Source organism: Fibrobacter sp. UBA4297 (genome assembly GCF_002394865.1).
Lineage (GTDB): Bacteria > Fibrobacterota > Fibrobacteria > Fibrobacterales > Fibrobacteraceae > Fibrobacter.
Genome location: NZ_DGUZ01000013.1, coordinates 74,804 through 96,901, shown reverse-complemented (window position 1 = coordinate 96,901; position 22,098 = coordinate 74,804). Strand labels below are relative to the sequence as shown.

At 48.9% G+C, this 22,098-nt stretch carries 19 protein-coding genes and 3 tRNA genes; 12 read left to right on the top strand and 10 right to left on the bottom strand.

What is annotated here, in order from left to right; translation table 11 throughout:
• The first annotated feature begins 13 nt into the window (after nt 1-13).
• From B3A20_RS07260 to B3A20_RS07250, 3 genes are all read left to right on the top strand, one after another.
• Nucleotides 14-86: transfer RNA gene (locus tag B3A20_RS07260), tRNA-Gly, on the top strand.
• Nucleotides 87-431: 345 nt separating this feature from the next.
• A tRNA-Gly gene (locus tag B3A20_RS07255) sits at nt 432-504 on the top strand.
• A 403-nt stretch (nt 505-907) separates the two neighbouring features.
• Nucleotides 908-980: transfer RNA gene (locus B3A20_RS07250), tRNA-Gly, on the top strand.
• A 705-nt stretch (nt 981-1,685) separates the two neighbouring features.
• Here B3A20_RS07250 and B3A20_RS07245 read toward each other — a convergent pair.
• The 4 genes from B3A20_RS07245 to B3A20_RS07230 all read right to left on the bottom strand — a co-directional run bounded on the left by B3A20_RS07245 (nt 1,686) and on the right by B3A20_RS07230 (nt 6,319).
• Nucleotides 1,686-2,435 (bottom strand): transporter, encoded by a 750-nt coding sequence (locus B3A20_RS07245; protein WP_290763202.1) that lies wholly within the window; start codon nt 2,433-2,435, stop codon nt 1,686-1,688.
• A 332-nt stretch (nt 2,436-2,767) separates the two neighbouring features.
• On the bottom strand, nt 2,768-4,309 hold the full coding sequence (gene putP, locus B3A20_RS07240) for a sodium/proline symporter PutP (RefSeq protein ID WP_290763201.1): 1,542 nt from the start codon (nt 4,307-4,309) through the stop codon (nt 2,768-2,770).
• A 194-nt stretch (nt 4,310-4,503) separates the two neighbouring features.
• Nucleotides 4,504-5,226: an NAD(P)H-binding protein gene (locus B3A20_RS07235; protein WP_290763199.1), complete on the bottom strand. Its 723-nt coding sequence runs from the start codon at nt 5,224-5,226 to the stop codon at nt 4,504-4,506.
• 16 nt (nt 5,227-5,242) lie between these two features.
• Nucleotides 5,243-6,319: a histidine phosphatase family protein gene (locus tag B3A20_RS07230; protein ID WP_290763198.1), complete on the bottom strand. Its 1,077-nt coding sequence runs from the start codon at nt 6,317-6,319 to the stop codon at nt 5,243-5,245.
• A 294-nt stretch (nt 6,320-6,613) separates the two neighbouring features.
• On the opposite strand from B3A20_RS07230, the gene B3A20_RS07225 reads away from it, so the two are divergent.
• A complete protein-coding gene (locus B3A20_RS07225) occupies nt 6,614-7,237 on the top strand; it encodes a GNAT family N-acetyltransferase (protein WP_290763196.1) in 624 nt (207 codons plus the stop codon).
• 162 nt (nt 7,238-7,399) lie between these two features.
• Nucleotides 7,400-9,874, top strand: coding sequence for a glycogen/starch/alpha-glucan phosphorylase (locus B3A20_RS07220; RefSeq protein WP_290763194.1), 2,475 nt, complete (start codon nt 7,400-7,402; stop codon nt 9,872-9,874).
• 120 nt (nt 9,875-9,994) lie between these two features.
• On the opposite strand, the gene B3A20_RS07215 is transcribed toward B3A20_RS07220, so the two are convergent.
• Both B3A20_RS07215 and B3A20_RS07210 read right to left on the bottom strand, forming a co-directional pair.
• A complete protein-coding gene (locus B3A20_RS07215; RefSeq protein ID WP_290763193.1) occupies nt 9,995-10,900 on the bottom strand; it encodes a Gfo/Idh/MocA family protein in 906 nt (301 codons plus the stop codon).
• A 7-nt stretch (nt 10,901-10,907) separates the two neighbouring features.
• Nucleotides 10,908-11,777, bottom strand: coding sequence for a sensor domain-containing diguanylate cyclase (locus tag B3A20_RS07210; protein WP_290763192.1), 870 nt, complete (start codon nt 11,775-11,777; stop codon nt 10,908-10,910).
• A 144-nt stretch (nt 11,778-11,921) separates the two neighbouring features.
• On the opposite strand from B3A20_RS07210, the gene ybaK reads away from it, so the two are divergent.
• Both ybaK and B3A20_RS07200 read left to right on the top strand, forming a co-directional pair.
• Nucleotides 11,922-12,425, top strand: coding sequence for a Cys-tRNA(Pro) deacylase (ybaK, locus tag B3A20_RS07205; protein ID WP_014546744.1), 504 nt, complete (start codon nt 11,922-11,924; stop codon nt 12,423-12,425).
• Between the two features lie 24 nt (nt 12,426-12,449).
• Nucleotides 12,450-13,400, top strand: a complete 951-nt coding sequence (locus tag B3A20_RS07200) for a glycoside hydrolase family 16 protein (protein WP_290763189.1) — start codon at nt 12,450-12,452, stop codon at nt 13,398-13,400.
• Nucleotides 13,401-13,435: 35 nt separating this feature from the next.
• Here B3A20_RS07200 and B3A20_RS07195 read toward each other — a convergent pair whose 3' ends face one another.
• A complete protein-coding gene (locus tag B3A20_RS07195; RefSeq protein WP_290763187.1) occupies nt 13,436-14,173 on the bottom strand; it encodes a 4'-phosphopantetheinyl transferase family protein in 738 nt (245 codons plus the stop codon).
• Nucleotides 14,174-14,241: 68 nt separating this feature from the next.
• Here B3A20_RS07195 and rd point away from each other — a divergent pair, with 68 nt between their 5' ends.
• A complete protein-coding gene (gene rd, locus B3A20_RS07190; protein WP_290763186.1) occupies nt 14,242-14,403 on the top strand; it encodes a rubredoxin in 162 nt (53 codons plus the stop codon).
• A gap of 53 nt (nt 14,404-14,456) precedes the next feature.
• Here rd and B3A20_RS07185 read toward each other — a convergent pair whose 3' ends face one another.
• From B3A20_RS07185 to B3A20_RS07175, 3 genes are all read right to left on the bottom strand, one after another.
• A complete protein-coding gene (locus tag B3A20_RS07185) occupies nt 14,457-14,750 on the bottom strand; it encodes a diguanylate cyclase domain-containing protein (RefSeq protein ID WP_290763184.1) in 294 nt (97 codons plus the stop codon).
• 127 nt (nt 14,751-14,877) lie between these two features.
• Nucleotides 14,878-16,815, bottom strand: coding sequence for a threonine--tRNA ligase (gene thrS / locus B3A20_RS07180; RefSeq protein WP_290763182.1), 1,938 nt, complete (start codon nt 16,813-16,815; stop codon nt 14,878-14,880).
• Nucleotides 16,816-17,111: 296 nt separating this feature from the next.
• Complete coding sequence (locus B3A20_RS07175) at nt 17,112-17,393, bottom strand: addiction module antidote protein (protein ID WP_290763270.1); 282 nt, start codon at nt 17,391-17,393, stop codon at nt 17,112-17,114.
• A gap of 131 nt (nt 17,394-17,524) precedes the next feature.
• Between B3A20_RS07175 and B3A20_RS07170 the strand changes: the two genes are divergently transcribed.
• From B3A20_RS07170 to B3A20_RS07155, 4 genes are all read left to right on the top strand, one after another.
• Nucleotides 17,525-18,862, top strand: a complete 1,338-nt coding sequence (locus tag B3A20_RS07170; protein ID WP_290763180.1) for an ATP-binding protein — start codon at nt 17,525-17,527, stop codon at nt 18,860-18,862.
• A gap of 160 nt (nt 18,863-19,022) precedes the next feature.
• Nucleotides 19,023-19,619 (top strand): restriction endonuclease subunit S, encoded by a 597-nt coding sequence (locus B3A20_RS07165; protein WP_290763179.1) that lies wholly within the window; start codon nt 19,023-19,025, stop codon nt 19,617-19,619.
• A 2-nt stretch (nt 19,620-19,621) separates the two neighbouring features.
• Nucleotides 19,622-21,175, top strand: coding sequence for a type I restriction-modification system subunit M (locus B3A20_RS07160; protein WP_290763177.1), 1,554 nt, complete (start codon nt 19,622-19,624; stop codon nt 21,173-21,175).
• A 6-nt stretch (nt 21,176-21,181) separates the two neighbouring features.
• On the top strand, nt 21,182-22,093 hold the full coding sequence (locus tag B3A20_RS07155; RefSeq protein WP_290763175.1) for an ORF6N domain-containing protein: 912 nt from the start codon (nt 21,182-21,184) through the stop codon (nt 22,091-22,093).
• The last annotated feature ends 5 nt before the right edge of the window (nt 22,094-22,098 follow it).

The window sequence follows — 22,098 nt, the reverse complement described above, 5'->3', positions numbered from 1 at the left end:
ATTGGGTCACCCCGCGGGAATAGCTCAGTTGGTAGAGCACGACCTTGCCAAGGTCGGGGTCGAGGGTCCGAGTCCCTTTTCCCGCTCTAAAACAAAGAAGACGTCCTAACGACGTCTTTTTTGTTTTATACTGAAATTGACTGGACACGAGACCCCTCGGGGTCGAGGGTGCGACATAATTGGGCTCATGCACGAAGTGCGAAGAGACAAATTATGCGCTCGACGCGAGTTTGCGAGCGCGAGCCCGAAGGGTTGGCAAGCAGCCGCGAAGCGGGGACTGATTGCCAACAATCCCTTTTCACGCTCTATTAAAAGTAAACCACCTACTAAACAACGAGACACATGCTCCCGCTCTTAAACAAAAATTTTTCACTTTTTTCAGCCAATCCCCTTTATAACTACAAATTTTATTTCTATAATTGGGTCACCCCGCGGGAATAGCTCAGTTGGTAGAGCACGACCTTGCCAAGGTCGGGGTCGAGGGTCCGAGTCCCTTTTCCCGCTCTAAAACAAAGAAGACGTCCTAACGACGTCTTTTTTGTTTTATACTGAAATTGACTGGACACGAGACCCCTCGGGGTCGAGGGTGCGACTAAATTCTTTCGTGGGCGAAGCCCGTGGAAAGAATTTAGGAATTATCGCGTAGCGATAAGCCCGAAGGGTGGCAAGCCAGCCTTGCGTAAGCAAGGTGACTGGTGCAGCCATCATTCCCTTTTCCCGCTCGAAAAAGAAAAACCACCTACAAAGGTGGTTTTCTTTTTTATATCGTAATCTGGACGGGGACCCGAGAAGAGGGGCCGACTAAACAACGAGATGCGTGTTCCCGCTCCAAACAAAGATTTTTTCACTTTTTTCGACCCGCACCCCTTTATAACTACAAAATTTATTTCTATAATTGGGTCAACCCGCGGGAATAGCTCAGTTGGTAGAGCACGACCTTGCCAAGGTCGGGGTCGAGGGTCCGAGTCCCTTTTCCCGCTTTAAAATAAAAGAACCACTTTCAGAGTGGTTCTTTTATTTTTGTGTTGATATGGGTCGGATGTTCGACCCCTTGGGGTCGAGGGTGCGACAAAATTCGGCTCATGCACGAAGTGCGAAGAGACGAATTTTGCGCTTGACGCGAACGCTGTGAGCGCAAGCCCGAAGGGTCAAAGTCCAGCCGCGAAGCGGGGACTGGACTTTGACATTCCCGTTCCCGCTCTAAAAAAAGACGCTGCAAAGCGTCTTTTTTTTGTTTTGTAGTCAGATGCTGGACGAGGACCCGAGAAGAGGGGCCGACTAAACAACGAGATGCACAAAGTGCATACGAGTTGTTTAGGAATTATCGCGTAGCGATAAGCCCAAAGGGTGGCAAGCCAGCCTTGCGTAAGCAAGGTGACTGGTGCAGCCATCATTCCCTTTTCCCGCTCTAAAACAAAGAAGACGTCCTAACGACGTCTTTTTTGTTTTATACTGAAATTGACTGGACACGAGACCCCTCGGGGTCGAAGGTGCGACTAAATTCTTTCGTGGGCGAAGCCCGTGGAAAGAATTTAGGAATTATCGCGTAGCGATAAGCCAGGCGTTACGGGCTGGCGCCTGAAGCCCGTTAGAAGGGGTAGCGACCCTTCGGCAGGCTCAAGGACCTTGGTCCGCTGAGAATGCCGATGGAAGCGAGGGGGAGACTTCCCCCACCATCTAATTTATTAGAACGCCATTTTAACACTAAGGTCGGCTATAACCGGAGTATCCGAACCAGTCAAATCCTCATGACCGAACGCAGTCTTTGCGGAAGCTTGCACGCTAACATTCGGGGTGATTGCATACTTTAAACCGAGATATGGATAGACCACGGACTCCCCCGTATAACTTTTTCCAACATTTTCTCCATCTTCAGTGAACTTGCCGAGCAACATCAGAACATCGGCACCGACAAATGGAGTGAACGCGCCTAGCTTAAAATCAGTTTCAACGCCAAAATTAAGTCTAAACGGAGGTGTAAAATCATTATCCCCCTCCGTGTTCAAAGCAAAGCCCAATTCCGCGCCGAGATTAACAATTCCGAAGTTCTGAGAAAATTGAGCACCGAAATTGAAAACCCACGCTTTGTAAATAAAGTACCCTTCACTTACAGGAACTGAGGCATCCAAGAATACGTTCACAGATGGCGTAATCTGGTATCGCGCCATAAGTTTCGGATTTGAAAGTCCGTTATCGTTGTTCATGTTCAAATTCACATAGTATGGGAGCAACATGGCCAATTCCAAATTTGGCAAAACCGTAAAACGAGTGCCTAAATAAGGCGTAAGCTGCAAGAGATCGAATTCTCCCCGCCTGTTAAATTCAGTACCGACAACCATTTCTCCCTTGTGATCTTCAAGGACTGGGAATTTGTCCCAAGTTGCAAAAGATGCGGTTGCACAAAATGCAGCGGCGAGAACTAATTTTTTGAACATACAAAACCTCCTTATAAATTGTTCGCAATGAAAATCATTTGATTATCATGTGACGGCGAAACTACAAAATCATGCTACTAATAGAAAAGTCTTTTTGTATAAATTCACAGCCATTACAAACAAAAAACAAAGGCCAGTCACATTCATGACCAGCCCTACACAAAATAATGACAATTGAACAATCAGGCGTTAGGATTACGCCTTTGTTCACCTACAACTTCATATCGCTCAGGCGAGTGCTTTGTACTTTCGCTATGCTCAAGTACCAAATGCTAGGCTCGGAAATGTCAATGCAAGCATTGACGCTTCGCTCGCCTGACGCATTTGTCAACTTATAGTTTAATGTCAGAAAGTCTCGTGCTTTCCACGCGGTCAAATTCCAGCTGGATTTCGGCAGAGGGTTCCTTGGTCAAAAGGCTCACGACGACAATCGTCACGAAGGAGAGGATAAAGCCCGGCACGAGTTCGTAAATCTGGAAGATTTCGGCAGAAAAACCGGAGAGGTAGAATTTCCAGATAAACGTCGTAAGGCCACCCACGAGCATACCGCTGACAGCGCCTGCAAGAGTCGTGCGTTTCCAGAAGAGGGCAAGCAACATAATCGGGCCAAACGTTGCGCCGAAACCGCCCCAGGCAAAGCTCACGAGGCTCATCACCACATCAAGGAAGCTCTTGCCGTGCTTCACGCCGTCGGCACTCGGAGCGCCCTGCATTGCGACAATCACAGCGATAAGCGTAATCACCACGACCACGCCACGGCTCACCCACATCACTTCCTTGTTGCTTGCGTTCTTGCGGAACAAGTGCTTGTAAAGGTCGTTACTGAATGCAGATGCAGACACGAGGAGTTGGGAGTCTGCGGTACTCATGATAGCGGCGAGAATGGCGGCCATAAGGATGGCAGCAATCGCCGGGTGGCAAAGAGCCTGGCAGAGAATCATGAAAATGCGTTCCGGGTCATCAACGGTGATACCGTGAGCCGTCACGTAATAGCGACCGAGGAGAGCGATCATCACGACTGCGGCAAGGCAGATAATCACCCAAGTCATGGCGATACGGCGGGAATCCTTGATTTCTTCGGCGTTCTTGATGGACATGAAGCGCACGAGGATGTGCGGCATGCCAAAGTAGCCAAGGCCCCAAGAGAGGCTAGAAATCAGCGCGATAAGGCCAATGGACTTGCCCGTCGTTGCGTTCGTGAAAAGGCTCATCAAGTACGGATTCTGGGCATTCACCGCATCCATCGTCGAGGCAAAACCGCCCGAGCCGCTCATGATCATCAGCGGAATCACGAGGACTGCGATAAGCATCATCGAAGCCTGGATAAAGTCTGTCCAGCACACGGCAAAGAAGCCACCCATAAACGTGTAACTCACCACCACGACCGCACCAAGGATAAGCCCCGTCGTGTAGTTCATACCAAAGATGGTTCCGAACAACTTAGCGCAGGCGACAAAGCCCGAAACCGTGTAGAACAGGAAAAACACGAGAATGAAAATCGAGGCTATCACGCGGATGATACCCTTATTGTCGCGGAAACGGTTCGAGAAAAAGTCCGGGAGAGTAATGGAGTCACCGCAGAAATGGCTGTACTTGCGGAGCCTGCGACCGACGATTTTCCAGTTGAAGTACGTACCGATAACAAGACCGATACCAATCCAAGCTTCGGAAAAACCGCTCACGAACACGGCGCCCGGGAGGCCCATCAGCATCCAGCCGCTCATGTCAGACGCCTGGGCGGACATGGCGACCACCCACTTGTTCATACCGCGGTTGCCGAGGTAATAGGCGTTCAGGCTGTTCGCCTTGCGAGAGAAATACGCTCCGATGCCAAGCATCATCAGCAAGTAAAGAATAAAGACGACTAACGTCATGAGACCTCCGTTAAATTTTTTATAAAAATTAAAAATATTCTGCTATAAAAAGGAGATGCCCGCTCGGAGGCGGGCATGACAGAATTAAAAGGCGAACATGACAACTTTAAACAGCGGGCATGACAGAATTAAAAGACGAACATGACAACTTTAAACAGCGGGCACGTTCGCATTAAATGACGAGCATGACGACATTACAGTTCACGGAGTTGGCGGTTATAGACGATGCGCTTGCCTTTTACGCCATCGGTTGCGCAAACGTGGTCCACAGGAGGCTTGAGCAAGTTCGCCACGAGATGAGCGGCAACGGTTTCTGCACGCACCGGACGAAAATGCGCCGGCACCCATTCCGGATGCGCCCCGAAAAGCTTTTGCATCAGCTCTTCGCCAAAGCGCTTGTCCTTGTGCTTGCCCAAGAGCAGTGACGGACGCACGAGCGTAAGCGATTCAAAACCCATCATCGTGAGGCCTTCTTCAAGTTGACCTTTCAAGCGGTTGTAGAAGAACGGCGAGTGTGAATTTGCGCCCATGGCACTGATGCACAGAAAATGCTTGACGCCCTGATGCTTCGCAAGTGCAGCAAGCGTAAGCGGCAAACGCAAATCGACCTTTTCCTGGGCAGGCTTACTCCCCGCCTGCTTGAGCGTCGTTCCCAAGCAGCAAATCACGGCATCGCAACCGGTAAAGTTTTTGCAAACACTAGACGCCCATTGTTCTTCGGGTTTTGCGCTAAGCAAGGCATCAAAATCCACCGCCTCAAAATTGAACTTCGAGGAGCCATTAAAAATGCCCAGCGCATTCAAGTCTGGGACCGAACGCACCGGGCAAAAAACGCAATCAACCTCGTCCAACTGAGCGAGCAGCCGGGCGACATTCTTGCCGACAAGGCCCGTAGAACCGAGGAGTGCGACCTTCATCGAAACCTCAAAAGCCTTAAACGCCTTCGTCGACTTCTTCTCTTGGAATCATCCAGCCAACGGAATCGCCACGGACAGGGAGCGCCGTCACCACGCCAGCCTCATCGACAATCACAGCAATGCCCGAGAGGTAATTGACCCAGTGGTTTGCCGTTTCATAAATTTTCAAGTCGACCGTTCTCTTCGAGACGAGGATAATAAGCGGAGCTACCAGCATATCATGGCTTACGAGGACGCTTACACGCTTCCAAGAAGGCATGTTGGCAACAATCACCTCATTGATAAACTGATTTCCGCGTTGAAAAAAGTCGTGGAAATACGCTGGGATAACAGCAGCAACAGCTGCATTCGTATACGGAACGCCATAAGCGTATTGAGCGATATATCGCGGATTGCCGCCGCGCTTAGCCACAAGTGCATCAAGCGTATCGCTAGGCACCGTCAAGAAATAGCTACCATTAATGCCGTCCCACGTAGCAACATTCACATCAGCTTCACCACGGCCCGTAGCAATATTTTCACAGGTCGCGCGCGTACGTACAAAGTCCGTCGAAGCATAGTAGAAAGTTTCATCGCCAGCAAGCTTTGTTCCTAGCGTCTGTGCCATCTGAACGCCAATCGGAGTCAGCTGGGACTCCTTACCCGTATTGTTTTTGGAACGCTTGGAATGGCGAAGAACAAATGCAATCTTGCTAGTCTTTGGAACGGCCTTATAAACATCGCCAGCATCATAGAATCCATCGTCATCTGGAGCAAGCGCAAGAACACCCGGAGTTGTCTCGAATGTATAGAATTCCGTGCCGGGCGGAATTTCACCAGCGCTTGACGCCGGAGTAGAAGTTTCCACAGACGAACTCGACGATCCCAATTCCGCAAGAACCGACGAACTAGACACCGGATTAGAAGCGATATTTTCGCTTGAAGAAGACTGGGCATCACCAGGCTGGCTTTGCGGCTGATCGACACTTGACGAAGATACAGCCCCCGTATTCGGAGCGGCAGGGAAAGTGCTGGTAGAATCATCACCACAGCCGGCAAACATAAGCCCCACAAAAAGGGCGCTCACAAGATACTTAGCGGAAATATTTTTCATTTTCAAAAAATCCTTATATACTAACATTGAAATTTAGATTTTTCCGAAAAATTTCCTCGTAAAAGTTTCATAAACACTGTATAACAACACCTAAAATTTGCAATTCATCAAAAAAAACGTATTTTCACCCCAAACTTCGCTAAACTATTTATATTTAGTACATCACTTTTATCAGAGGCTGGATGTTATCTAGTAAATATTGGTTCATTGTTTAGCGCCTTGGAAGACAAATGTTTTCAAGGCGGTCTTCCAAGGTGTTTGTGCCGATTCACACAAAAATTTTGGAGATAAACAATGAAAAAATACAATATCCGCACGGAACAACCGCGCGACTTTAAAATCGTCGAAAATCTCACCCGAGAAGCCTTCTGGAACGTTTACCGTCCCGGCTGCGTGGAGCATTTTGTCCTCCACCATTATAGGAACGATCCAAGCTTTATCCCGAAGCTCTCGCTTGTCATGGAAGTTGACGGACAAATTATCGGACACGTAATGTACGCGTGGTCGAAAATCGATGATGACGACGGACGCAAAATCCGCATGATGACCTTCGGGCCCATCAGCATCCATCCGGACTACAAGCGACAGGGCTACGGCAAGGCACTCCTCGACTATTCCATGGAACTCGCGCGCCAAATGGGCGCCGGTTGCCTGCTCATCGTCGGAAACATCGGATTCTACGGCAAGAGCGGATTCGTCCCCGCTTACACCAAGAGCATCCGCTACGCCGACGACCCGAACAGCGACGCGCCATACTTCTTGTGCAAGGAACTCGACGAGGGATTCTTGGACGGAGTGACGGGTTCGTACAAAGACCCCGAGGGCTATTTCGTGACCGAACGAATGCCCGAAGAATTCGAGAAGTACGAAGCAAACTTTCCGCCTAAGAAAAAGCTAGTGCTCCCCGGACAATTGTAATCGAAAGTGCAGCTCGCGAGATGCGGGCTGCACTTTTATTTAAAACTTACACATCCTGAAAAGGCTTACAACTATGGTTTACAGAATTAACGTATTGCAAATCTCGTAAAAATTTCTAAACTTTCCATGGATTAAATAACCAACACCAGGCAGGTTAGATTTATGGCTAAAACTACCAAGAAAGCAAGTGACATTACCGTGCTCGGTACCGATGCGGAAGCCTTCCGCAAGGCATTTACCGACCACATCCACCACACGCTCGCCCGCAGCAAATACACGGTGACGGACCACGAAAAGTTCCTCGCTGTGGCTTACGCCGTGCGTGACCGTCTTGTTGACCGTTGGATCAAGACGCAGAACACCTATTACGAAAAAGACGTCAAGCGCGTCTATTACCTCTCTCTCGAATTTTTGATTGGCCGTACGCTCGGCAACTCCGTGTTGAACCTCGATGTCGAAAGCGCCGTCACAGAAGCTCTTGACGAAATCGGCATGACGCTCGAAGAACTCCGCGAACAGGAAGTGGACGCAGGGCTTGGCAACGGCGGTCTTGGCCGCTTGGCAGCTTGCTTCCTTGACTCCATGGCAACGCTCGAACTTCCGGCAACGGGTATGGGCATCCGTTACGAATACGGCATGTTCAGCCAGAAGATTGTGAATGGCGAACAGGAAGAACAGCCGGACAACTGGCTGCGTCTCCCGAACCCGTGGGAAATCGCACGCCCGGCTAACGCCATCAAGGTGCCGTTCTACGGCTACGTGGTCAGCTGGATGGACGAAAACGGTCGCCTCCGCAACCGCTGGGAAACGAAGGACTACGTGATGGCCCTTCCGTACGATACGCCGATCCCGGGTTACAAGAACAACACGGTGAACAACCTCCGCCTCTGGAGCGCCAAGTCCGCTGACGACTTCGGTCTTAGCTACTTCAACAACGGTGACTACATCGCCGCTGTGCAGGACATGGAACTTTCCGAAACGATTTCCAAGGTCTTGTACCCGAACGACGCATCCATGAACGGTAAGGAACTCCGCCTCAAGCAGCAGTACTTCCTCTGCTCAGCTTCTTTGCAGGACATCATCAAGCGCTTCAAGAAGCTTCACAACAACGACTGGAAGCTCTTCCCGGAAAAGGTCGCCATCCAGTTGAACGATACGCACCCGGCAATCTCTATCGCCGAAATGATGCGCATCCTCCTCGACATCGAAAACCTCGAATGGGACGAAGCTTGGGACATCGTGACACACACGTTCGCTTATACGAACCACACGCTCATGCCGGAAGCTCTTGAAAAATGGCCGGTCAGCTTGTTCGAAAAGCTCTTGCCGCGTCACCTCCAGATCATTTACGAAATCAACGCTCGCTTCCTCCGCATGGTTTCCATGAAGTGGCCTGGCGACAACAACCGTCTCGCCCGCATGAGCCTTATCGAAGAAGGCGGCTGCAAGATGGTCCGCATGGCATACCTCTCCATCGTGGGTTCGTTTGCTGTGAACGGCGTGGCAGCACTCCACTCCGACCTCCTCAAGACGACGCTCTTCAAGGACTTCTACGAACTGTGGCCTGAAAAGTTCAACAACAAGACGAACGGCGTGACGCCGCGTCGCTGGGTCCGCAAGGCTAACCCGGCTATGTCCAAACTCATCTCTTCTAAGATTGGTGAATCCTGGGTCAAGGATTTGGACGATTTGAAGAAGCTCGAAAAGTTCGCCAAGGACGCCGATTTCCAGAAGAAATTCATGGAAGTCAAGAAGCAGAACAAGGAACGCCTTGCCAAGTACCTCAAGGCAACGCAGAATGTCGATGTCGACACGAACACGTTCTTCGACGTGCAGGTCAAGCGTATTCACGAATACAAGCGCCAGCTCTTGAACATTCTCCATGCCATCCACCTTTACATCCAGGTGAAGGACGGCAAGGAAATCATGCCGCGCACCATCATGATCGGTGGTAAGGCCGCTCCGGGTTACTGGATGGCCAAGCAGATTATCCGTCTTGCAAACGCCGTGGCTTCTATCATCGACGCTGATCCGGATTGCAAGGGCAAGCTCAAGATGGTGTTCCTCGAGAACTACCGCGTGTCCTTCGCCGAAAAGATCATTCCGGCTGCAGACCTTTCCGAACAGATTTCTACCGCCGGTACCGAAGCTTCGGGTACGGGTAACATGAAGTTTGCTTTGAACGGCGCACTCACAATTGGCACGCTCGACGGCGCTAACGTGGAAATGAAGGAAGAAGTCGGTGACGACAATATCTTCATCTTCGGTCTCACCGTTGAAGAAGTGACGGACCTTCTCGCTAAGGGTTACCGTCCGCGCGACTTCTACGAGCATGACGATGATCTCCGCCGCGTGATTGACCTCATCGCTTCTGGCTTCTTCAGCCCGGATCATCCGGAAACCTTCAAGCACATTGCAGAAAAGCTCTTGTCGCATGACCCGTACATGCTCTGCGCAGACTTCCGCAGCTATGTGGATATGCAGAAGAAGGTTGCCGATGCTTACCAGGACAAGAAGCACTGGGCAGAAATGGCAATCCTCAACGTCGCTCGCATGGGCAAGTTCAGCTCTGACCGTACCATCAAGCAGTACGCCGAAGAAATCTGGAATGCCAAGCCTTGCAGCATTGAGCTGTAATTAGTAGACAGTAGGAAGTAGGCCGTGGTTAGTAAAATAATCACAGCTTCGCTGTCTGACGAGACTAAAAAGTTCGCGATGAAAGTCGCGGACTTTTTTAGTGACGAATAATTGTTTCGTTTAGGACGACGCGGTGGTAATTGTCGCGAGCTTGACGGCGTTCGCGGCGCTTTGTGCGGCTCGCCTACCCCATTCAGTACAGGCGCCTGCCATCAACTTCAAAAAGAACTTGTGTTCGTTTTCGAGCGAATCCGAGATGTGGATGACTTCGCCATTTTCGTTATGCGGAGCAAGACTCACTGAGTAATCGCAAGCCGGGCCACCATTGCCCCTGAACTCCACAGAAATTGTCCGCACATCGATATCGCTATTGCGGTCTACAATAAAGTCGAGTTCAGCCCCAGCATGAGCGCCTTTTACAATGCTTATCTGCATTTGCGCACGGTCTTCGTTTTTCGAAATCGTGAACTTTTCCACTTTCAAATCTTCATAGCGGAACATCGAAAGGCAAAGGCTCAAGTCATGCACCAACAAATCGAGCGCCACATTCACATCGCGGCAACGTGCAGAATACTTGTGTTCGCGACGGAATTCCAAACGGAACGACGAACCCGCGGCTCCGATTTCATTCATAAAATGTTTGCGGAAATTCAAGAACACCGAATTAAAACATTCCGACTGAGCCACAAATAAAATCACATTATTGCGGATAGCCAAATCCACCAATTCTTGCGCTTGCGCACCAAGCGTTGCAAGCGGTTTTTCTACAAATACAGAGATTTCGCGTTCCAAACAAAGTTTTGCATACTCGTAATGCGATGTCGCTGGAGATGCAATCACGGCAAAATCAACCTTATCTTTAGAAACAAATTCATCGACAAGCGAAGTACGCACATTCCCTGTGCCATCTAAATCTCCCAAGTCAAAAATTTTTAAAAACTGTACACCGGAATATTCAAAAAATTTGCGATGTCGTTCGCCCATGGTGCCATTGCCAAACAGCACGGCCTTGTAATCTCTTTTCATGGAATTTCTACTCTTTCGGTTCAGAGTACTTTGTACTCTTTTCCATGTACATTCGCTTATCCGCAATTTCCATAGCCTGCATAAAGTTGAGCGATGGCGACGGAATTTCGCAAGAACCCAAAGAAACGCAAATCGGCTTGCCCTTCAAAAGCAACGCACGAGAAACTTCATTCATGTTATCGATATATTTTTTGCATTCATCTTGCGTCGTATTCGGGAGCACAAGGAAGAACTCGTCACCACCCACGCGAAACATCATTGCTTTTTCCGGGAGCACCACGCGGAACAGCGATGCCGTCAGGCGAATCAGTTCATCGCCGATAGCATGTCCGTACGTATCGTTCGTTTTCTTTAAACCGTCGCAGTCCGCAGAAATCACGCACATCGGGCACATCTCTGGCTTTACAGGACTCGAAACCCACTCTTCGAAATAATTACGGTTGTACAAGCCCGTGAGCATGTCGGTGTGGGCATACTTTTCGAGTTTCTTTTCGAGCAAGACTTTTTCGGTCACATTGTTGATAAGACCGACAATACCAATAATATTGCCATCGTCATCGCGAACCGGATTCTTGATGAGTTCCAAAAATTCAGTCACACCATCCTGATTGATTTCAATGACGTACTGCGTTCCCTTGCCTGTACGGAGAATTTCGCGATCCTGTTCCATCGCGAGTTTTGCATTTTCCTTATCCTTGCGGATTTCCAGGTCGGTCTTGCCGGCAATATCCCACGACGGGTCCTCGGCCCCTTGAAGGTGGCGCCAGTAATGCGTCGAAAAAACGTAGCGGCATTCGGTGTCCTTGAAGAAAATATTCGATGGAATCTCTTTCAAGATTTTCTTGAACAAGTCATAGTCAATCTTCATTACGTCCATAGAATACTCCTTCTCCACCGAAACACCATACAACTAGACTATTTTAATTTAGCTTTCACTAAGGACTATTGCAACCGGCACCCTCAAAGATTTATATTTGAAATTGGAATATTCAAGGGCAAAACACCCGTTTTTGAGGAATTTATGGACATCAAAAAGACTAATGCCGCCCGCATTTTGGACAGGCAGAAGATTCAATACGAACTAATCCCATACAAGGTTGACGAAAATGACCTTGGCGCACAGCACGTGGCCGACAGCCTGGGCGAAGACATCAATCAGGTTTTCAAGACGATTCTCGTGCATGGAGACAAGATTGGTTACCTTATTTGCGTTGTTCCAGGCAATCTCGAAGTGGACTTGAAGGGCGCCGCCAAAGTAAGCGGCAACAAGAAAATCGACACCGTCCCGCTCAAGGATTTGACTCCGCTGACGGGTTACATTCGTGGCGGTTGCAGCCCACTCGGACTCAAAAAGAACTACCCCATTTTCATTCACGAAACAGCGATGCAGTTCCCGTACATTTACGTGAGCGCAGGCGAACGTGGTTTGCAGTTGAAAGTGGCGCCAGCGGACTTGGTTAAGGCAACGCGAGCCACAGTTGGCGTGATTGCACGTGTCCACCCGGAAGATCCAGACGCAAAGTAATTAGAAAAGTAAGGGGTTGGTTTTATGGTATATAAATTTGTTGTAATGGGATGTGCCGCCTCAATCGTCGCTTTGGCAGCATGTTCCGATGATGCGTCACCATCGGCATATGTCATTCCCGCCTCGAGCGGGAATCTCCTTTCGAGCTCTAGCGAAAGCGTAATCAAAAGCTCCGCGGCATCTTCAAGCAGCATGACAATTGAATCTTCCAGCAGTGCCGAAACAACTTCTTCAAGCAGCGCAGAGCCCGCCGCACAATACCTCTGGCATGATGAATTCGACGGCGAGACAATTGACACAAGCAAATGGACTTTCGAAATCGGAACGGGCGCAGGCGGCTGGGGCAACAACGAATGGGAATATTACACAAGCCGTAAAGAGAACGCCTACATCAAGGACGGCGTCTTGCACATTCGCGCCCAAAAAGAGGACTACGAAGGCCAAAAGTACACGTCCGCGCGCATGATAACCAAAGACAAGTTCGCCTTTACTTACGGCACCGTAGAAGCGCGCATTGCACTCCCGACCGGCAAGGGAATCTGGCCTGCATTTTGGATGCTCGGACAAAACATCAACGAAGTGAGCTGGCCCGCCTGTGGCGAAATTGACATCATCGAAACCATCAACGACGAAAACATTGTCTACGGAACGCACCACTGGCAATACAACGGCAATCACGCAAGCTACGGCAACAACACAAAAGACTACTACGGAACAAGCAAAGAACTCGACATCACGCAGTTTCACACGTACAAGATGGTGTGGAACGAGAAGCTCATTGCGATGTACGTTGACGAATTCAAATATCAGGAAATTGACATCGAGAGCGCAAAGGACGGCCTAGAAGCGTTCCACAAACCGCAATTCTTTATCCTAAATGTCGCCGTGGCAGGCAGCTGGCCCGGTTTTGAAGTAGACGATTCGCAGTTCCCGAACGAAATGCTCGTCGATTACATTAGAGTGGTTAGTGATTAGTGGTTGGTGGTTAGTAAGCTGTAGAAAGTTTGCTGCTACTGCAAATCCACACACTTTATTTCGGACGGAGCTATAAAGCCGTCGTTTTTGATGCAATAGGCATAGCGGTAGCCGTCGTGCAGGTCGATTTCCCGGAATGAATATTCTAAGCGGTCACCACCGTGAAATAGCAAAACATTTTCGCGCTCGTCCATGTGCAACGCAAACATATCCGGCATGAGCGACAAGCCTCGACCCGTTACTTTCATATAACATTCCTTGAGCGTCCACAGTCTGTAAAACGCCTCGGACTGCGCCTCAAGCGTTTCGAAATGCTTGATCCATGCGGATTCTTCGGGCTTGAAAAAACGCTCGGCGAGCTTGCCACGGTCGCCCTTGATAATTTCCACATCGCAGCCGACTTCGAACGGCGAAATCACGCACATCACGCGCTCGCCCGAATGCGACAAATTAAAATGCACATCCGGGAAATCCAGCAAATACGGCTTGCCGTTTTCGCCATACGCAATATGATTGTCCGCCCCATCAAACCCAGCATCGCGACATGCCTGCTTAAGCAAAAGGCCAACGCCAAGCGATTGCATTTTGCCCTTAGGGAACTTAAACGACATTGCCTTTTTTTGACGATATTCGGGAACTTGCCCCAAAAAACGCTCAAAAACGGATGTCTCTTTCAACGCAGAAATATCGGCAATGTAGATTCGAGTCAAAAGTTCCATATCGCGAATATAAAAAATTTCGCATTTTTCGCACGACTTAAAAATAATTTTCATCGCGCCTCACTCTTTTTGAAACTTATTATATAGATTAGATAAGAGTTTTTCAGCAAGGAGAAAATACTATGGCAAAATACAAATGCGAAGCTTGCGGTTACGTTTACGACCCTGCAGTCGGCGACCCGGATAGCGGTATCGCCCCCGGCACAGCATTCGAAGACATCCCCGATGATTGGACCTGCCCCATTTGCGGTGTCGGCAAGGACATGTTCGTCAAGGAAGAATAAAATCATCGCCAGGAGCAATACGCATCCTGGCATTTTTCTAAGCAATTTTATCGTCAACGTCTACGTCGGTCGTGTCCCGTGGATTCGTAATACGATTTTTTGTCTTCGTACATGCGGGCGTCAATAACTTCCATAATTTCATCAACGCTATTCGAGACCAAGGCATCATCACCTTCTGAATGACCAAAGTTATCATTAATCCCCTTGAATCCATTCATATCAATCATCATTATTGCAAGTTTCGGGTGCACCATCAGTTCGCGCGAAATTCGGTCCAAATAATAACGATTGAACAGGCCTGTAAGTTTATCCAGAAAAATATTTTCATTTTGCAAGGCTAGAACCATACTCGTAAAGCCGACTGCAATCCCTACCCAGATGGTTGAAATACCATAGAAATAATATTGCAGACAAACACAAAAAAAACGCAGGCTCACGAGGAACCTGCGTTAGCGAATAGTATTCGGTAATCGACTAGCGCACAACCTTGCGGTCATCGGCAGTCATGTCGATGAATGCCTGGACACTCATCTGGCCCTTGTCGCCATCCTTACGCTTACGGACAGAAACAAGACCTTCTGCAGCTTCCTTTTCGCCTACAATGAGGAGATACGGAACCTTCTGGAGTTCGCACTGGCGGATCTTGTAACCCAACTTTTCGTTGGATTCGTCGATTTCAGTACGCACGCCGGCAGCCACGAGTTCGTCCTGCACCTTCTTGGCGTAATCCACGAACTTCTCGGAAATCGGGAGCACGCGGGCCTGAACCGGAGCGAGCCACAGCGGGAAATCGCCCATGAATTCTTCGATCAAAATGCCGAGGAAGCGTTCGATGGAACCCACGGCGGCGCGGTGCAGCATCACCGGAATGTGCTTCTGGTTGTCCTTGCCGACATATTCAGCACCAAGGCGCTGCGGCAAGTTGAAGTCCACCTGAATCGTACCGCACTGCCAATCACGTCCGAGGCTATCCTTGAGCGTGAATTCGAGCTTCGGGCCGTAGAAGGCACCTTCACCCGGGTTCAGCACGTAGTCAAGACCAGCAAGCTTTGTTGCTTCGGCGAGAGCGGCTTCAGCCTTGTCCCAGATTTCGTCAGAACCCACGCGCTTTGCCGGGCGGGTCGAGAACTTCACCTTCACATCGTCAAATCCGAAGTCGTGGTAGATTTCCTTGACCAAGTGGCAGAAGTCAGCCACTTCGCTTGCAATCTGGTCTTCGGTGCAGAAGATATGAGCATCGTCCTGCACAAAGCCACGCACGCGCATAAGGCCGTGCATCGTACCGGCAGGTTCGTAACGATGGCACTTACCGAATTCGGCAAGGCGCATCGGGAGGTCACGCCAGCTACGGAGCTGAGAATTGAAAATCAAAATGTGGCACGGGCAGTTCATCGGCTTCACAGCCATTTCGACATCGCCAGCCATCGTCTTGAACATGTTTTCGTTGTACTTGTCAGCGTGACCGGACTTGATCCACAAAGTCTTGTTCACAATTTCCGGAGTGATCACTTCGAGGTAGCCGCGATGGTCGATCTTGCCACGGATGTAATCCTTGAGGGCGTTCACCATCTTGGTACCCTTCGGGTGCCAGAACACCATGCCAGGAGAATGGTCTTCGATGTGGTAGAGGTCCATTTCCTTGCCGATCTTGCGGTGGTCGCGCTTGGCGGCTTCTTCGAGCAACTTCACGTAAGTTTCGAGACCTTCCTTGTCAGCAAAGCAGGTACCGTAAACACGAGTGAGCTGGTCGCTCTTCTGGTCGCCGTGCCAGTAAGCACCGGAAATCGAAAGCACCTTGAAAGCCTTAAGCTTGCCCGTAGATGGCACGTGAGGACCGGCACAGAGGTCTTCCCAGTTCTTGCCCGGTTCGCCCGTTACATAAAAACTCAACTTGCCATCCGAACCTTCGCGAGCGAGAGCACGTTCAGCGTTATCGTGCTTGTACTTGTCGCCTTCCGTGCGAGCGAGGCCTTCTTCGGCGCTAACTTCGCAACGAGTGAACGGACGGTCTTCCTTGATGATTTCCTTCATCCGCTTTTCAATCTTCGGGAAGTCTTCTTCCTTGAGCGGAGTCGGTGTCATCAAATCGTAGTAGAAACCCTTGTCGATTGCCGGACCGTAAGCGAGCTTTGTGCCCGGAAACAAGTCGCAGATGGCTTCGGCGAGCACGTGGCTGCAGCTGTGACGGAGGAGCATCAATGCATCCGGATCGTCGTTGCTCGGGGTGATGATGCGGATGGAACCGCTTTCGGTGAGCGGACGGGTAAGGTCCAAAACCTTTTCGCCGAGTTTAACGCCAAGAGCCTTGCGTGCAAGACCTTCGGAAATGCCCTTCGCAATTTCGAGGCCGGTGGTGCCCGATGCTACGGAACGTACGGAGCCATCGGGGAAGGTGAGTTCGATTTGAGACATAATTAATCCTTTTTGTGGGCGGTTCTCGCCCGGTTCCCCAGAAATACGACATCTGGCGGTGCGCGCAAATGTAGCATTTGGCTTGCGTTTCGGCAAATAATACTGTCCCGATTGTCACCCTGGAGTACAGCGTTAGGGGCTAAACGTGTCATTCTGAGCGGAGCCCGTAGGGCGAAGTCGAAGAATCTAGTCCTGATTATACAAAGGGGAAAGCCTTCCCCTCGCTTCAACCGCCTTCGGCGTTTTCCGCTACCCTTTCGCCTAGGGGCCCGGCCCCTAAAACCCCCGATAAAACTCTACACCCTATATAGCGCCCTTTTCTCGGCGACGCAAAGTTCTGTTTGTTTGCTGCGTTTTCTGAGCCTCATTTTAGGGTCAAGCGTCATCTGGATTCCCATGGCGTTTAACACCTTGAAAATTGTTTCAAAGCGCGGATGGGCTTTTTCGTCTAAAGCCTTGTAAAGACTTTCACGGCCGAGTCCTGTCTTTTCAGCTATCTGCGACATTCCCTTGCTTCTCGCGATGTGGCCGATGGCTCGGAGAAACAGCGCGGGGTCATCAGATTCGCTGACTAAAATTGACGAAATTTACGTAAAATCGGCAAATTTTCACTTTTTCGGTGGAAAAAGTGCGACTTTAATGCACTAATTCGGTTGAAAAAGTGCGTTTCATTATTGACGATTCGGTCGGAAAAGTGTAGTTTTAGGGTATGTTCAAGAGAAAAATCCTTAAAGAATTTGAAAATTGGAAGATTTCGGGGGGCAAACAGAAGGCCCTGGTCGTTAAGGGAATGCGTCAAATCGGCAAGACATCCAGTGTCCTGGAATTCGCCCGCAGCAACTACGAGAGCGTCGTCTATATCAACTTTAAGGAAAATGAAAATGCGAAGAAGGTTTTCGAGGGCGACCTGAACGTGAGCCGGATTACCATAGACCTTTCCGCGCTTTTCCCTAATGCGCATTTTGTCGAGAACAAGACCGTCATCATCTTCGATGAAATTCAGGAATGTGCAAACGCCCGCGCAAGCATTAAGCCTTTTATGGAAGACGGTCGCTACGACGTCATCTGTACCGGTTCCCTGCTAGGCATTAAAGGATACAATCGTAAAAAAGGGAAAGGCGTCCCAACCGGTTTTGAAAGAATAATTTATATGAAACCCATGGATTTCGAGGAATTTCTGTGGGCAAAGGGCATTGGCGAAAACGTCATCGCATACCTGAAGGACTGCTACGAGAAAAAAGAACCCGTAAGCGAGGCGACGCACAACGCCATGCTCCGCTATTTCAAGGAATACCTTTGTGTAGGCGGGCTCCCTTATGTCGTTTCTCGATTTGTCGAGACGAACGACATGAACGTTGTTTGGCAGGAACAGCAGGACATTCTCGAAGAATACAAGGATGATTTTGGCAAGCACCTTGACGAGAACGAAAATGAGGAAATCGACCGCACGCTTCTTGGCCGCATCAATCGCGTTTTTGATTCAATTCCCGCCCAACTTGCGAAGGAAAATAACAAGTTTGTTTATTCGCAACTAGAAAAGAAAGGCCGTTCCGAAAATTACCAAACCGCAATCCAATGGCTCTACGACTGCGGCATAATCAACATTTGCCACAACCTGACCAACATCGCAGAACCCCTTGAAGGCTACAAGATCGAGAATACGTTTAAGATTTATGTGCAGGATTCCGGCCTGTTTGTCGCCATGCTGGAACGCGGCACCGCGGCCAAGATTTTAAGCGGTGATTTGGGATTCTATAAAGGCGCCATCTACGAGAACATCATCGCAGATTGTTTCTCTAAACAAGGCCGCAAGCTGTTCTACTTCCGCAAAGAATCCGGGCTAGAAATTGACTTTGTAGAAAATGTCGGCGGCGAACTCGCCATTATTGAAGTCAAGGCGACAACGGGACGTTCCAAGTCGGCAAAGACCGTTTTGAATAACGATAACTACGCAGCCAAGGTTTGCTACAAGCTTTCCGAAAACAACATCGGTGTTGCAGGCAAGATGGTTACACTGCCGTATTACATGGCTATGTTTCTGGAGTGATTTTTATAAATTGGTGGGGGAATGCGTTAGACTTTCGCTACAATCGCCCCAAAATAAATCACAAATCCTCCATAACAAAAAAATCTTCAAAAAAACTATTGCATTCTTGACCGAATTAACTTATATTACCATTGCGTAATCACAAAACAACCGTTGCAAAATGTTTTTAAAGGAAGTTTCGAATATAAGAACAGGGTTGGTTACGGCCCGAAAACAGGCAAAAGGGCCCGAAAACGGCGATTTTCGGGAATATCGCCTGCTCAGCCTGCGCTGCATCAAGGAGCCAGGCGTCTTGGACGTGGGCCTTGCCGAACCCTACGCCGCCAACGACGAACTGAAACAGGAGTTTTTGACCCAGCAGGACGACATCCTGGTTCGTCTTAGTGCCCCCTACACGGCGGCCTTGGTCAGCAATGAATCGACCAGCTATGTGGTGCCGTCGCATTTCGCTATCATCCGAGTTGACAAGTCGAAGGTGGATCCTGCTTATGTGCTGTGGATTTTGCGCCAGCAATCCACGTTGAAGCAAATCTACCAGAATGTAAGCGGAACCATCGCGTTCGGCACAATCAATTCCAGTTTCTTCAACGATTTGAAAATCGACATCATCCCGCTAGAAAAGCAGCGGTTGATCGGTGCAATCCTGAAGCTTTCGGAAAGGGAACAGGCCCTGCTTTCGGAACTCGCGAGGGCGAAAGCGGAATTGAACATGGCGATAATGGTCAATGCGTACAAAAGTTTAAGTAAAGGAAAATAGCAATGACGACAAAACAAAACATCGAAAAAGTCCTCTGGAACGCATGCGACAGTTTCCGCGGGAAAATCAATAGTTCGCTTTACATGGAATATATTCTGCCGATGCTTTTCGTGAAGTATCTGAGCGATGTATATAAGGAAACCCGAGAGAAATACGAGAAACAGTACAAGGGCGACAAGCAGCGAGTGGCGCGCGCCATGAGCCGAGAGCGCTTTGTATTGGACGAAGCCTCTACATTTGATTATCTGTATAAGAACAGAAACGATAATAAAATTGGAGAAAAGATTAATGTGGCATTAGCCGCAATTGAGAACAGTAATAGCGCAAAGTTGCATAATGTGTTTCGGGCGATTGATTACAATTCGTCAGTGAATCTTGGTGATGTTAAGGAAAAAAATGCCGTATTAAAAAACCTTCTTGAAGATTTTAATGACCTTGACTTGCGCCCGTCGCAGTTGGACAATGCCGATATTATCGGCGATGCCTACGAATACATGATTGCAAACTTTGCATCGGATGCGGGCAAGAAAGGCGGCGAATTCTACACCCCGAACAAGGTTTCTGAACTTGTCGCGCGCTTGGTGAAGCCCAAGGAAAACGACCGCATTTACGACGGCACCTGCGGAAGCGGAGGCTTGCTGCTCAAGGCATTTGCGCAAATCAAGAACCGCAAGGCTCGTATTTACGGCCAGGAACAGAACATGCAGACTTGGGCTCTCTGCCGCATGAACATGTTCTTGCACGGAGTTGACGATGCCGTGATTTGGCAGGGCGACACACTCTCAAATCCAGGCAATATCGAAAACGATCACTTGATGAAATTCCAATGCATCGTGGCCAATCCGCCCTTCTCCTTGGACAAATGGGATAGCGGCTTCTTGGGCGATGCGTCCGAGAACGACAAGAAGGCGAAAATGTCCGCCGACCTCGATCCGTATAAGCGTTTTGACTGGGGCGTTCCGCCGACATCCAAGGGTGATTACGCCTTCGTGATGCATTTCCTCCATAGCCTCGATGACGCGACGGGCCGTATGGGCATTGTGCTTCCGCATGGCGTGCTGTTCCGTGGTGCAAGCGAGGGTAAGATTCGCCAGACGATTATCGAGAAGTTCAACTTCTTGGATGCGGTTATCGGACTCCCGGCGAACCTGTTCTATGGAACGAGTATTCCTGCGTGCATTCTAGTATTCCGCAAAAGTCGTGGTGCCAGCAATCGCGTGCTGTTTATCGATGCCAGCGGCGACGAGCATTACGAAAAGGGAAAGAATCAGAATGCTCTCCGAGAACAGGATGTTGAAAAAATTGTAGAAACCTACAAGACGTATCTTGAAGATTTGAGTTTTGGCGGTGAAGAAAAGTACAGTTACGTGGCGACCCTCGACGAAATCAAGGAAAACGACTACAACCTGAATATTCCGCGCTACGTGGATACCTTCGAAGAAGAAGCCCCGATAGATGTGGATGCGGTGCAGAAGGATATCGACCGTCTTGAAAAGGAACTCGCCGAAGTCCGTAAGCAGATGGCCCAAAAACTGAAGGAGATTAAGCGGGGATAGGAGAAAATGGAAAACGAAATCTCCGTAATACAGAACAAAATTGTTGCTGTGCGTGGTCAACAGGTGATGATTGACCGCGATATAGCAGAATTGTATGGCGTTGAAACTAAACGTTTGAATGAGCAAGTCAAACGTAATATTGAGCGTTTTCCGAAAGAATTCTGTTTCCAGCTGTCAGTTGTAGAACTTCAGGATTTAATGTCGCAAACAACGGCATTGCCTTTCGATAATCGTTCAAGGTCGCAATTTGCGACCTTGAACATTGAAAAAAAACGTGGTTCGAACATTAAATATATGCCCTATGTTTTTACCGAGCAGGGCGTCGCGATGCTTTCTGCGGTGTTGAAAAGTGAAACGGCAGTGAAAGCTAGTGTCCAGATTATGAAAGCCTTTGTTGCCATGCGGAAGTTCTTGTTGGCAAATGCACAGGTTTTTAACCGCCTTGATTCACTTGAAATGCGTCAGGTTGAATCAGACAAGAAAATAAACGAGCTGTTTTGCCGAATGGACAAATATTCAATTGATAATACCCAAGGAATCTTTTTTCAAGGCCAAATTTTCGATGCGTATGCAAAATTTGAAAATTTTATTGCTCAAGCAAAAAAAGAAATTGTGTTGATTGATGGCTATGTTGACTTGTCTGTTCTTGAACGGCTCGTGACGAAAAAAGAAGGAGTCACGGTAAAGATTTACACGTCTTCAAAGGCAAAATTGAAAGAGCAGGATGTGAAGAAATTCAACGAGCAGTATCCGCAACTTGATTTGAAATATACAGAAAAGATGCATGACCGTTTTATGATCATTGACGGGAAAATTTTGTACCATATTGGAGCATCGCTGAAGGATTTGGGCAAGAAGTGCTTTGCTTTTGAATTGTTGGATTCCAAGTTTATCGCTGATATTTTGGAGAAGGTGTAAAGAGC

Excerpts from the sequence above, each read along its gene's own strand:
- B3A20_RS07245 (WP_290763202.1), bottom strand. The coding sequence starts at position 2,435 with ATGTTCAAAAAATTAGTTCTCGCCGCTGCATTTTGTGCAACCGCATCT.
- putP (WP_290763201.1), bottom strand. The coding sequence starts at position 4,309 with ATGACGTTAGTCGTCTTTATTCTTTACTTGCTGATGATGCTTGGCATC.
- B3A20_RS07235 (WP_290763199.1), bottom strand. The coding sequence starts at position 5,226 with ATGAAGGTCGCACTCCTCGGTTCTACGGGCCTTGTCGGCAAGAATGTC.
- B3A20_RS07230 (WP_290763198.1), bottom strand. The coding sequence starts at position 6,319 with ATGAAAAATATTTCCGCTAAGTATCTTGTGAGCGCCCTTTTTGTGGGG.
- B3A20_RS07225 (WP_290763196.1), top strand. The coding sequence starts at position 6,614 with ATGAAAAAATACAATATCCGCACGGAACAACCGCGCGACTTTAAAATC.
- B3A20_RS07220 (WP_290763194.1), top strand. The coding sequence starts at position 7,400 with ATGGCTAAAACTACCAAGAAAGCAAGTGACATTACCGTGCTCGGTACC.
- B3A20_RS07215 (WP_290763193.1), bottom strand. The coding sequence starts at position 10,900 with ATGAAAAGAGATTACAAGGCCGTGCTGTTTGGCAATGGCACCATGGGC.
- B3A20_RS07210 (WP_290763192.1), bottom strand. The coding sequence starts at position 11,777 with ATGGACGTAATGAAGATTGACTATGACTTGTTCAAGAAAATCTTGAAA.
- ybaK (WP_014546744.1), top strand. The coding sequence starts at position 11,922 with ATGGACATCAAAAAGACTAATGCCGCCCGCATTTTGGACAGGCAGAAG.
- B3A20_RS07200 (WP_290763189.1), top strand. The coding sequence starts at position 12,450 with ATGGTATATAAATTTGTTGTAATGGGATGTGCCGCCTCAATCGTCGCT.
- B3A20_RS07195 (WP_290763187.1), bottom strand. The coding sequence starts at position 14,173 with ATGAAAATTATTTTTAAGTCGTGCGAAAAATGCGAAATTTTTTATATT.
- rd (WP_290763186.1), top strand. The coding sequence starts at position 14,242 with ATGGCAAAATACAAATGCGAAGCTTGCGGTTACGTTTACGACCCTGCA.
- B3A20_RS07185 (WP_290763184.1), bottom strand. The coding sequence starts at position 14,750 with ATGGTTCTAGCCTTGCAAAATGAAAATATTTTTCTGGATAAACTTACA.
- thrS (WP_290763182.1), bottom strand. The coding sequence starts at position 16,815 with ATGTCTCAAATCGAACTCACCTTCCCCGATGGCTCCGTACGTTCCGTA.
- B3A20_RS07170 (WP_290763180.1), top strand. The coding sequence starts at position 17,525 with ATGTTCAAGAGAAAAATCCTTAAAGAATTTGAAAATTGGAAGATTTCG.
- B3A20_RS07165 (WP_290763179.1), top strand. The coding sequence starts at position 19,023 with ATGTTTTTAAAGGAAGTTTCGAATATAAGAACAGGGTTGGTTACGGCC.
- B3A20_RS07160 (WP_290763177.1), top strand. The coding sequence starts at position 19,622 with ATGACGACAAAACAAAACATCGAAAAAGTCCTCTGGAACGCATGCGAC.
- B3A20_RS07155 (WP_290763175.1), top strand. The coding sequence starts at position 21,182 with ATGGAAAACGAAATCTCCGTAATACAGAACAAAATTGTTGCTGTGCGT.